Here is a 10,823-nt window from a genome sequence, read left to right on the forward strand (position 1 = left end):
GGGGTAAAGGGACTACGATCGATTCCAATAGACTATTTGGTTAAATCATCAGTTTTTTTATGCGTGAAATTCCAACCGATCGGGGGATAGACAATACATTATCGGTATTATTTGAAGGCTATCGCTTCATCTCAAATCGGTGCGATCGATATCAAACCGATATTTTTCAGACCCGACTGTTATTTAAAAAAACGATTTGTTTGCGAGGAGAAGCGGCAGCCAAAGTTTTTTACGATAATGAAAAATTTTCCCGTCAGAATGCTACACCCAAGCGCGTGCAGAAAACGCTAGTGGGCGAAGGTGGCGTACAAGGTTTGGATGGTGAAACCCACCGACAGCGCAAGCAAATCTTCATGGCATTGATGACACCAGAGCGGATGGCGCAACTGATGGAACTAACCCGCCAGCAATGGGAAGCGGCATCCGAGCAATGGGAACGGCGCGATTCTCTTTCAGAGACGCTCCGCGAACGAGTAGTGCTGCTGGATGCAGCTCATGAGGTACTGTGTCGAGCTGTGTGTGCTTGGTCGGGGGTGCCATTGCCAGAGGCAGAGGTAGAGCGACGCACCCAAGATCTGGCGGCGATGATTGATGGCGTAGGGGGAATTGGCTTGAGGTATGTGCAGGGTAGACAGGGACGGGTAGAATCCGAACGCTGGATCAAAACGATTCTGGAGCAAATTCGCACTCACCAGTTAGATGTGCCCGAAGACAGTGCTGCTTATGCCTTTGCCTGGTATCGCGATCCAGCAGGAAACCTTTTAGACTTACAGATTGCCGCAGTTGATTTACTAAATGTATTGCGTCCGGTGGTCGCGATCGCACGCTATATCACGTTCGCAGCCTTAGCCCTGCACGAACACCCAGAGTGTCGTCAACAACTCAAAGATGATGCTGAGTATCGAGAGCTATTTACTCAAGAAGTCCGACGCTTTTATCCGTTTTTTCCATTTGTGGCAGCTCGCACTCGCCATGCCTTTGAATGGCAAGAGTATCATTTTCCGCAAGGAGTTCGGGTGTTGTTAGATTTGTACGGCACTAACCACGATCCGCACCTGTGGGAGCAACCAGAGGAGTTTCGACCCGATCGATTTCGGCAGTGGGATCGCAGCAGCTTTAACTTTATTCCCCAAGGTGGCGGCGATTATAATGTCAATCATCGCTGCGCTGGAGAATGGATTACGATTCAATCGATCGCCACAACATTAGATTTTCTAGTTAATTCAATTCAGTATGATGTCCCGGAACAAGATCTAGAAATTAGCTTGTCACGGTTTCCAACTATGCCCAAAAGTTGCTTTATTATTAGCAATGTCAAACGCATTTAGCTCGATGCCTGCATCGGAGCCGATCGGATTTTTCAGACATCCGCTCAAACTATCCGTAAGCGTTTGATATCCCCCATCGGTGGCGCACCAAACATTCGCGAATATTCACGACTGAATTGAGAGGTACTCTCATAACCTACTCGCTCCGCAGCAATCGTCGCCGTGAAATTTTCAGCCAGCATCAGGCGACGGGCTTCGATGAGTCTTAATTGCTTTTGATATTGCAGCGGACTCATCGATGTCACTTGCTTGAAATGATGGTGAAAAGATGAAGCAGACATATTCGCTAGATCGGCTAAATCTTCAACTCGAATCGATCGAGTCAGATCGGTTTTAAGAACTTGAATAACGTCAGCAATTCGTTGCATCTTACTACCCGATGTGGCAATCTGACGGACGGCTTCGCCTTGTTCGCCCATTAACAAGCGATAGTAAATTTCGTGGATAATTAGCGGAGCCACGATCGGGATATCTTGGGGTGTATCCAACAGTTTTGTCAGTCGCAGGGCGCAATCGAGTAAGGTAGTGTCGGCGGTGCTGACAAACAATCCTCTGACCGAGTTCTCTGGTTTACTCGCACTGGACTTGGTTTGAGCGGTAATAATATCGCAAAGTTGAGGCAGATCTAAGTCTAACTTGAAGCCTAAATAAGGCCGCTCTGGAGTTGCCTCTAATACAAATCCGCTCATCGGTAGATCGACTGAAACGACCAGATATTGAGACGCGCCGTAGTTATAGGTTTCCTCCCCCAGTAATACTTGCTTTTTGCCCTGCAAGAGGATGGCAAAGATCGGATTACTGACACCGTGGAGAGCTAGTGGCGCGGCAGATTCGCGCTGAAATTCTAATCGATCGATTCCCGTCTGATGATAACCGTTCCCCTTACCGTGGGTGTGGCGAGTTACCAGTGCGGCCAGTTCGAGACAGCTATCGGCGATCGCATTGTGGTTGAGTATTCCCGTAGTCATGCTAGTTGCCCCGTAAGGATTCGTTGGCGTAGTCTACCGGAGGTACGCGGTTCCTTTCGAGCATTTTAACGCATTTAATCGTTGTCCAAAAGCTTGGCGTGGAGGATTAGGCAATAAACTGCGAGGTCTATGTATTTAAAACTGGGGCTGCTACTCGTAACATGAATTCATCGGCATCAAACCTAAAAAAATAACCATGTTAAACATAGAAAATAAAGTTGTTATTATCACTGGTGCGAGTAGCGGCATCGGTGAAGCTACCGCTAAATTGTTAGCAAAAAATGGTGCGAAAGTAGTTTTGGGAGCACGACGAATCGATCGATTAGAAACGATCGCCAAGGAAATTCATGCCGAGGGTGGCATCGCCGAATACCAGGCTCTCGATGTCACCCAACGCAGTCAACTTGACGCGATCGTTCGATTTGCTAACGATAAATTCGGACGAGTCGATGTCATCTTTAACAATGCCGGAGTGATGCCCTTGTCCCTGCTCAAAGATCTCAAAGTTGAGGAGTGGGACAAGATGATAGATGTGAATGTTCGCGGTGTCTTGAATGGGATTGCGGCGGTACTGCCAATTATGGAAGCACAAGGTGGCGGACAGATTATTAATAATGCTTCGATTGGCGCACATTTTGTCTCGCCAACTGCTGCGGTTTATTGCGCCACAAAACATGCTGTTTGGGCGATCTCTGATGGACTACGGCAGGAATCCAAAAACATTCGCGTGACGATTATATCTCCCGGCGTAACTGAAACCGAACTCGGCTCTGATATTACGGATGAGTCATCGCAAGGCTTTTTGAAAGAACTCCGCAAAACTGCATTAAGTTCGGATGCGATCGCTCGTGCGGTTTTATATGCCGTTTCTCAGCCCGATGATGTCGATGTCAACGAAATCGTCGTCCGCCCTACTGCCAGCGCGTATTAGTGTTCCAAATCGAAATCGAGATCTGTTACTGCCACCGAACTTATTTTAACCAGGAAAGAACTCAATGAGCCTCACAGCCTTCCGCACCCTCGGTCGCTCTGGACTTATCGTCAGTCCATTAGCTCTGGGCACTATGACCTTCGGAACCCAACGATGGGGTTCGCCCGATGACGTTTCCGAGTCGATCTTTCACACATACGTCGAGGCAGGGGGTAACTTTATCGATACCGCCGACATGTATGCTAACGGTCGCAGCGAAGAACTCATCGGCGGCTATATTATGGATCGTAAGTTGCGAGACAAACTGGTGCTGGCGACCAAATGCGGCTTTCACGGTGGCGAACCTGGTAACCCCAATACTGGTGGTAACGGTCGGAAGAACATTCACCGTGCCCTAGAAGGATCGTTACGCCGCCTCAATACCGACTATGTAGACCTGTATTGGATCCACGTCTGGGATAGCATCACGCCCGTTGAAGAGGTACTTCAAACCCTCGGCGACCTAGTTCGTGCTGGCAAAATTCGCTACTTTGGTTTCTCAGATATCCCCGCTTGGTATGCCATCAAGTCTGCCACGCTCGCAGCAGCGCATCATCTTCCCAGTCCGATCGCCATGCAACTGGCATATTCCCTCGTCGAGCGGAATATCGAACGCGAACATCTCCCCGCCGCTCGTGAATGCGGTCTGGGCATCTGTCCCTGGAGTCCGCTAGCAGCAGGTTTCCTGACAGGTAAGTACCAGCGCAAGAGTGAAGAGGCAAGCGGTGAAGGTCGGTTGATTGGTGCCAATCCGTTTGGAAATATGATGTTTACCGATCGCAACTGGCGCATCCTCGACACCCTGCGGGCGGTAGCGGCGCAGATCGAGCGTCCGTTGGCACAAGTCGCCCTCGCATGGGTTTCGGCACAACCAGGGATGACCGCACCGATCTTGGGAGCCAGTAAGCTGGAGCAGTTGCACGATAATTTGTCTTCACTAGAAATCCGCCTCACCGCAGAACAGCTCCAGACATTGAATGAAAGTAGTGCGATCGATCCAGGATTTCCCTACAGTATTTTCACCCCAGAGATAAACCGCAGCATCTTCGGTGGCACAAGCGTTCGAGGCTGGCAATAATGGCTTCAGAAAAAAGAAGATCTGACTTTAACAAGCAACAGGGGTTGAAATTTTCATCCTAAAAATCCAATTATTAATTAATTTCAAGAGAGACTTATCTATGAAAATAATAGTAACAGGTTCGATCGGAAACATCAGCAAGCCACTGACAAAAGAGTTGGTAGCACAAGGTCATACAGTTACAGTTATTAGTAGCAACAAGGAAAAACAAACAGACATTGAATCATTGGGAGCCACCGCCGCCATTGGCTCATTGGAAGATGTGGATTTCTTGGTGTCCACCTTTTTAGGTGCCGATGCCGTGTATTGTATGGTTCCACCAAATAACTACTTCGATCTTCACCTCGATCTGTTGGCTTATTATCGCCGACTGGGTAACAACTATGCAACAGCGATCGAGCAATCGGGTGTAAAACGTGTGGTGAATCTAAGTAGCATTGGTGCTCATTTAGAGAAAGGATCGGGGATTTTACTTGGTGCCCATGATGTGGAAAAGATTCTGAACGAATTATCGTCAGATGTCGCTATTACTCATCTGCGTCCCACTTCTTTCTATTACAATTTATTCGGCTATGTAGAGACGATAAAAGCGGTGGGAGCGATCGCTGCTAACTACGGTGCCGATGACCAGATCCCTTGGGTTTCCCCGATCGATATTGCGACTGTAATTGCTGAAGAAATAGCAACACCGCTTGTTGGTAGAAAAGTCCGGTATGTAGCCAGTGAGGAACTTACAGGTAACGAAACAGCGAGTATTTTAGGTGCGGCAATTGGCAAGCCCGATCTGAAATGGATAATTATTAGCGACGCACAAATGCGCGGCGATTTAGAATCCGCTGGCATGAATCCACAAATTGCGGCTGGTTTAGTTGAAATGTATGGCAGTCTTCATAGTGGTTTATTGGCAGAAGATTATTACCGCCATAAACCAACGGTTATGGGCAAAGTCAAGCTGGCAGATTTTGCCAAAGAATTTGCTGCTGCTTTTTAACGATCGACACCATTACACAAACTTAGGAATAAAACCATGACGATCTAACGTACCCACAAATCTGGCTCAAAACCAGCAGCTAGTCGAACGGCTCGGTGCATCGCGGCGGAGAAAGGTGTCAGTCCGACACAAATTGCTATTGCCTGGGTACTGGCAAAAAGCCCAAATATCGTGCCCGTTCAAGCTCAACTGTCCGAATCCCTGACAGCCCTGGATGTAGACTTATCCGCCGCATAGCGAAGATTGAGGCAGAATGTTTTATATCGAAGCATCGTCGCGCTATCATCGATCTAGACGATCGGATTCAATCGAGGTAAAATCTATGCTGAAGTTCTACTACGCGCCGATTTCGGCAAATGCACGTCGAGTTTGGATTACTTTACTAGAAAAACAAATTCCGTTTGAGCCAATTATTGTAGACCTTGATGGCGAACAATTTCAAGCTGAGTTTACTGCCATCAACCCACTGCAACGAGTACCCGCGATCGTCGATAACGAGTTGGGGATTTTTGAATCATTAGCTATTTTAGATTACCTCGAAGCGAAATATCCCATACCTGAGTTAATACCAAAAGAATTGAATAAATTGGCGATCGCGCGCACAATTTCGATGGTTTCGCTAACTGAATTACAACCTGCTGCGCTAACATTAACCAAGCAACTGATGGGATTAGACATCGATCCAACGAGTGTTGACAAGGCCCGACAACGCACGAACGTCATCTTACAATTCTTTGAAGATACGATCGCAGATCGCCCCTATTTTACCGGGAACACATTTACAATTGCCGATATTGTGGCGGGTACGCTGGTTCCGTCTGCCTCAATGTTTGGTATTTCATTAGAGCCTTATCCTGGGTTAACTGCCTGGATCGATCGATTGTCCCAGCGCGAGAGTTTTCAACAAACTGCACCGACTCCAGAACAGGTTCAGGCGGCATTACCCACCATTAAGAAAATTATGGAAACACGATAACAGTATTTTTTCGAGCATATTTCTCATTTTTGCGATCGCTAACCACAGTTTAGACTCGATAAAATTGTGAGATAGCTATTCAAAATTGCTAGCATTAATACCCGCATAGTCGAGCGTCATGTTAACCTTTTAAATCCTGGTTCAGCACTTGTGGCGTGACAACAGGAGTACCAGTTCCTGGAATAAAAAAGGGGTTTTGTTTGTAGCTACCATTGAGCCGCGATCGCAGCACCATCCCAAACACGCGCAATGTACCCGCCAGTAACCCCGTCGATTTTGGCTTATGTTCCCCAATTGCTGCTTGAGTACTGACATGCATCCGAATCGTTCCAAAGGCATCGTCTAACGACACGCGATCCGAACTCAAGCAATTGTGAATCAAACCAATGAAGGATAGCTTAAAATTTGGAGAAGTGTTCCCAATCGGCGTATTACAACAAGCTGCGTACCAGCGAAGTAGACCATTTTCGGTGAGCCGGATGCAAGCTAGATGTTCGGTACCTTCGCTAAAGTCGATATGTTTGGGAATAGTTTGAATGATGCTAGTGCCACCGAATTCATCCAGAATATCATCCTCTCGCTTGAGAAAACGGGCAAATGCTTGGCAATCTGCACAATAGCACACGCACCGATTTACATCCTGAGTGCGCTTCAGGGTGCCCTTTAATTTGCCACAATTACAACGAATAGAGTGAGTCATCATTTGACGTTCCTCCTGCTGGGAAATGTTAAGCTATGTCTGCGGATCTGTCATCCATTGGACGAGTTGGATGACGACACCATTGGGATCGGTCACTTGAAAGAAGCGTTCGCCCCAGGGTTCGGTTTCAATTGGTGTCGTTATCGCCACCCCTTCTAATTGTAAGCGGTCATATTCTCGATCGATATCATCGACAACAAAAGCAATTAGCAAACCATCCGCTCGATGTCCGCGCATGTGAATTGGTTTAAAACTGGGCAGTCCAGTTTTGAGGAAAATCAGGTTGAAGCCAACATCCGATCGAGAAAGGGACACGAAACCTTCGGCGGACATTTCTTCACTAAAGCCGAAATATTGTTTGACAAAATCGGCGGATGCCGTGACATCATCAACGTTGAGCGATAGTGCTGATGCGGTAATTTTCATCGGTTTTTGGTACGAAAGGTAAACTATATTCGATCGCTAATTATGACTTAACACGCATCTAGCAAGATTGTAAAAAATAGACCTCAATTCTCTAAACTACTACTCAGATCGGTGTTAGGTAGGATCGACTGCAATATCAAAATGCAATACATCTTCGCGAATTCCTAGCTTGGTGTAAAGTTCGATCGCTGGATCGTCGCCGAGATCTGCTTGGACGAAAATGACATAAGCTCTACAGGCAGCGGCTATTTCCTTCAGCTTTTGAATTAGTGCCGTAGCGATTCCCTCCCGTCGATGCGCTGCTGCCACAGCCAGATCGTAGATATAAATCTCGCTGCGCTCTTGCTCGAACTTTTTCAGCTCGTAAGCCACCAGACCACCAACGACCTCACCTGCTTTTAAGGCGGCGATCGCGATAAAGTAATCATGCTTGAGTAATTGCCGCAGGTAGTCCGCACTAGGGCGATTCCCGCTATAGGTTTCCACTTCATCGAACGCTTCTCCAAACATCGCGAGTAGAGCTTCCATCAATGCAATGTCATCCGGCTTGAGTTGCTGAATGTTTGAGTTCATAGGTATTTCCTAATCCGACTCGATCGCGCTAAGCGACTGTCTAGCCATTTGTTTGTACTCATCCAAACCCGACTTTAGCGCAAATTCTGCAATATCTATCGCAACAGCAGCATTCAGTTCGATGACATGCTCTGCCATCCTCGGCCAAGTGCGCCCGCCCGCCGCCGCGTATGCCGCGATTAGCTTATCGAGAGCTTCTCGACCAAATATGCGGTAATAGGCGACAAAATCTCTCGCTGGGTCGGTGACAGATGCTTCCGTCCAGTCAATAAATCCAGTCACCTGTGCCTGTGCGTCAATTAGAATATGCCCAGCATGTAAATCGCCGTGGGTTAATACTGTTTCTTTCATCCAAATTTCATCGTTTTGAAGCCAGTTTTGCCATCGCTCCCATAACGCCTGACTTACACCAAACTCGACCCTGACTGCATCCATTCTCTGCTTCATCCGATCGCGTACTTCTGCGGCAGTCTGCACCGGAAGACCCGTTGCGCGTAATTGCTCAATGCTAATTTGATGCAAAGAAACCATTCCCTTCGCTAGCGATGTATAGAATCGATCGGGCACATTCGCTGGATCGATTTCCCACATATAGGCTTTTGCTTCTGTATCGATCGTGGCCGTTGGCACACCGTTTAATGCCCGATAAGCAATGAGTTCATCCGTGCAAATAACCCATCGGGGCACTTCCACACTTAGCAGCGGCGCGATCGTTTCCAGTATTCGTTTTTCCTTGTCTACCGATAGCAGCACATCCTCCCGCCGAGGCAGACGCAAAATCCAGCGTTCTCCATTAGTATCCGTTGCCAACACGACTTGAAAGTCAAGACCAGATTCATTAAATTGAAGTGAATCTTCCTGGATAGTCAAACCGTTCTGATGAGCTAACGCCAGCACTTCTTGCTGCGATCTTATATTTTTAATCATGTCATCGATCGTGTCGTTGAATCCTACTCTAATGGTAACGAACTCAGCCGATTCTCCATAGGAGAGACTACGCCAACGATCGGACTCTACAAAGTCTTGAAGCAGAAATCTTCTAGTCGCAATTTCCATCTTAAAAAACCTAATATTCGAGCCGATCGCGATCGAATATATTAAATTAGGCGGTCAGAGCGGCAATTTTGCTACGAGCATTGGCGATCGATTCTGCCAATTTTTGTCCCCCATATTCATCGTTTTCTACATGAACAAAGGTGATGTCTGTAATGCCCATAAACCCAAACGCAGTCACAATGTATGGATCTTGATGATTCCACTTCTCGTTACGACCTCCAGCATTATATCCGCCATCACCACGAGCAGTAATTACAAACATCTTCTTGTTGTGAACGAGAGGTTTATAAGGCATTTCTGGGTCTTCAGGCTCAAATAACCACGTTCGTCCCACTCGGACAATCTGGTCGATGTAGGCTTTGAACGTACTGGAAACGCTGAAGTTGTACATCGGAACGCCCATGACATAGACATCAGCCGCTAGGAATTCATCTACAAGCAGATCGCTCAGGTGAAGAGCTGCGCGCAGTTCGGAGGTATGTTGTTCTGGTGCAGTGAATGCAGCCGCAATCCAAGACTCATCGACGTGAGGAATCGGATTGCGACCGATATCTCGATAGGTAACTGTATCGTGGGGATGAGCTTGTTTCCACTGTTCGGCAAACTCACGGGTCATGCGGCGAGAGTGAGAACGCTCTCCTCTGGGACTAGCATCAATGTGGAGTAGATGTGTCATGATTTTTCCTGGATTACTATGCTCTTAGCTTAGATAAGTGCTCCTCGATCGGCTATCACATTTCTAGGTAACTATCAAAATCTTGCGATCGATTTTTAAGTACCGCTCAAAGTAGCTACAATCGAAATCTAATAGCGTTAAGGTCGTGTGATGAAAACGAAGCCTGTCCATCGATCGGAAATCTGCCATCCGCCCATTTTGTCCAGTCAAAATCGGGGATGGGAAAACATTCTGGTCGAGCAATTCCAATCGCCTCCAGGCGAAGTGAGTTGCCTTCCGGGGAAAGAACATACAATTTGCTTATCCCTGGCACCCCGACCAATCCGCTTTTTGCAAATTAAGGGAGGGACAACTCATATCGGGATGTATGGGAAAGGTGACATTTCGATAACGCCCGAACAGACATCATTTTTTGCTCGTTGGGATGGTGACGATTGCTATTTACAGATGCGGATTGCATCTGATTTCCTCCAGAGTGTTGCGACAGAAGCCTTGGAGCTGAATTCAGATCGGCTGGAATTACGATCTGAATTTCGGATTCGCGATCGCCAGATCGAATCGATCGGCCTGATGCTACTCTCTGAGCTGCAACAAGATAATCTCGGCGGTAGGCTTTATGTTGACTCTCTGGCAAATGTGCTAGCAGTGCATTTACTCCGGCAATATTCGGCTACCGCACCCCGTGTTTTTATCCACAAAGGGGGATTGCCAGAACGTCAGGTTTTACAAGTTTTAGACTACATCCACGACCATCTGGAGCGAGATATTAAGCTTGCCGATTTAGCCAAATTATTAGGCATGAGTCAATTTCATTTTAGCGATCGATTCAAGCAGGCGATCGGTACATCTCCCCACCAATACCTCCTCCAGCAACGAGTAGAACGAGCAAAAAAGTTGTTGAAGAAAACCGATCGATCGATTACAGAGATTGCTTTAGAATGTGGTTTCAACAGTCATAGTCATTTGAGCAAGCAGTTTCGACAACTCGCCGGGATGACTCCCACAGCCTATCGATCGAATTAGATTTTCATCGATTTTAACTACTACTTATTACTCGTTCGTACATTTCACGAATAGGCGT

12 protein-coding genes are annotated in these 10,823 nt (G+C 47.1%); 6 read left to right on the plus strand and 6 right to left on the minus strand.

Going from position 1 to position 10,823, the window contains the following annotated elements:
* Positions 1-59 precede the first annotated feature (59 nt).
* Complete coding sequence (gene cypC / locus C7B77_RS14040) at positions 60-1,328, plus strand: CYP152 family fatty-acid peroxygenase CypC (RefSeq protein ID WP_106305744.1); 1,269 nt, start codon at positions 60-62, stop codon at positions 1,326-1,328.
* 44 nt (positions 1,329-1,372) lie between these two features.
* On the opposite strand, the gene C7B77_RS14045 is transcribed toward cypC, so the two are convergent.
* Entirely contained in the window at positions 1,373-2,296 is a 924-nt protein-coding gene (locus tag C7B77_RS14045; RefSeq protein WP_106305747.1) for an AraC family transcriptional regulator, read from the minus strand.
* Positions 2,297-2,492: 196 nt separating this feature from the next.
* Here C7B77_RS14045 and C7B77_RS14050 point away from each other — a divergent pair, with 196 nt between their 5' ends.
* From C7B77_RS14050 to C7B77_RS14070, 4 genes are all read left to right on the plus strand, one after another.
* Positions 2,493-3,227, plus strand: a complete 735-nt coding sequence (locus C7B77_RS14050; protein ID WP_106305750.1) for an SDR family oxidoreductase — start codon at positions 2,493-2,495, stop codon at positions 3,225-3,227.
* 64 nt (positions 3,228-3,291) lie between these two features.
* Positions 3,292-4,344: an aldo/keto reductase gene (locus C7B77_RS14055; RefSeq protein WP_106305753.1), complete on the plus strand. Its 1,053-nt coding sequence runs from the start codon at positions 3,292-3,294 to the stop codon at positions 4,342-4,344.
* A gap of 100 nt (positions 4,345-4,444) precedes the next feature.
* Positions 4,445-5,335 carry an NAD(P)H-binding protein gene (locus C7B77_RS14060; RefSeq protein WP_106305756.1) on the plus strand — a complete coding sequence of 297 codons (891 nt, stop codon included), beginning with the start codon at positions 4,445-4,447 and terminating at the stop codon, positions 5,333-5,335.
* A 322-nt stretch (positions 5,336-5,657) separates the two neighbouring features.
* On the plus strand, positions 5,658-6,311 hold the full coding sequence (locus C7B77_RS14070; RefSeq protein ID WP_106305771.1) for a glutathione S-transferase family protein: 654 nt from the start codon (positions 5,658-5,660) through the stop codon (positions 6,309-6,311).
* 121 nt (positions 6,312-6,432) lie between these two features.
* Here C7B77_RS14070 and C7B77_RS14075 read toward each other — a convergent pair whose 3' ends face one another.
* From C7B77_RS14075 to C7B77_RS14095, 5 genes are all read right to left on the minus strand, one after another.
* Complete coding sequence (locus C7B77_RS14075; RefSeq protein WP_245894193.1) at positions 6,433-7,014, minus strand: DUF6151 family protein; 582 nt, start codon at positions 7,012-7,014, stop codon at positions 6,433-6,435.
* A gap of 30 nt (positions 7,015-7,044) precedes the next feature.
* Positions 7,045-7,437, minus strand: a complete 393-nt coding sequence (locus C7B77_RS14080; protein WP_106305761.1) for a VOC family protein — start codon at positions 7,435-7,437, stop codon at positions 7,045-7,047.
* A gap of 114 nt (positions 7,438-7,551) precedes the next feature.
* Complete coding sequence (locus tag C7B77_RS14085) at positions 7,552-8,010, minus strand: AAC(3)-I family aminoglycoside N-acetyltransferase (RefSeq protein WP_106305764.1); 459 nt, start codon at positions 8,008-8,010, stop codon at positions 7,552-7,554.
* A gap of 9 nt (positions 8,011-8,019) precedes the next feature.
* Positions 8,020-8,937, minus strand: coding sequence for a macrolide 2'-phosphotransferase (locus C7B77_RS14090; RefSeq protein WP_106305773.1), 918 nt, complete (start codon positions 8,935-8,937; stop codon positions 8,020-8,022).
* 175 nt (positions 8,938-9,112) lie between these two features.
* Positions 9,113-9,742 (minus strand): FMN-dependent NADH-azoreductase, encoded by a 630-nt coding sequence (locus tag C7B77_RS14095; protein ID WP_106305766.1) that lies wholly within the window; start codon positions 9,740-9,742, stop codon positions 9,113-9,115.
* Positions 9,743-9,892: 150 nt separating this feature from the next.
* On the opposite strand from C7B77_RS14095, the gene C7B77_RS14100 reads away from it, so the two are divergent.
* On the plus strand, positions 9,893-10,765 hold the full coding sequence (locus C7B77_RS14100; RefSeq protein WP_106305768.1) for a helix-turn-helix domain-containing protein: 873 nt from the start codon (positions 9,893-9,895) through the stop codon (positions 10,763-10,765).
* Positions 10,766-10,823: the final 58 nt, after the last annotated feature.

This window comes from Chamaesiphon polymorphus CCALA 037, assembly GCF_003003845.1.
GTDB classification, from domain to species: Bacteria; Cyanobacteriota; Cyanobacteriia; order Cyanobacteriales; family Chamaesiphonaceae; genus Chamaesiphon; species Chamaesiphon polymorphus.

Coding starts and splice junctions, on each gene's coding strand:
- C7B77_RS14070 (WP_106305771.1), top strand. CDS start 5,658: ATGCTGAAGTTCTACTACGCGCCGATTTCGGCAAATGCACGTCGAGTT.
- C7B77_RS14080 (WP_106305761.1), bottom strand. CDS start 7,437: ATGAAAATTACCGCATCAGCACTATCGCTCAACGTTGATGATGTCACG.
- C7B77_RS14050 (WP_106305750.1), top strand. CDS start 2,493: ATGTTAAACATAGAAAATAAAGTTGTTATTATCACTGGTGCGAGTAGC.
- C7B77_RS14100 (WP_106305768.1), top strand. CDS start 9,893: ATGAAAACGAAGCCTGTCCATCGATCGGAAATCTGCCATCCGCCCATT.
- C7B77_RS14075 (WP_245894193.1), bottom strand. CDS start 7,014: ATGATGACTCACTCTATTCGTTGTAATTGTGGCAAATTAAAGGGCACC.
- C7B77_RS14060 (WP_106305756.1), top strand. CDS start 4,445: ATGAAAATAATAGTAACAGGTTCGATCGGAAACATCAGCAAGCCACTG.
- C7B77_RS14045 (WP_106305747.1), bottom strand. CDS start 2,296: ATGACTACGGGAATACTCAACCACAATGCGATCGCCGATAGCTGTCTC.
- cypC (WP_106305744.1), top strand. CDS start 60: ATGCGTGAAATTCCAACCGATCGGGGGATAGACAATACATTATCGGTA.
- C7B77_RS14090 (WP_106305773.1), bottom strand. CDS start 8,937: ATGATTAAAAATATAAGATCGCAGCAAGAAGTGCTGGCGTTAGCTCAT.
- C7B77_RS14095 (WP_106305766.1), bottom strand. CDS start 9,742: ATGACACATCTACTCCACATTGATGCTAGTCCCAGAGGAGAGCGTTCT.
- C7B77_RS14085 (WP_106305764.1), bottom strand. CDS start 8,010: ATGAACTCAAACATTCAGCAACTCAAGCCGGATGACATTGCATTGATG.
- C7B77_RS14055 (WP_106305753.1), top strand. CDS start 3,292: ATGAGCCTCACAGCCTTCCGCACCCTCGGTCGCTCTGGACTTATCGTC.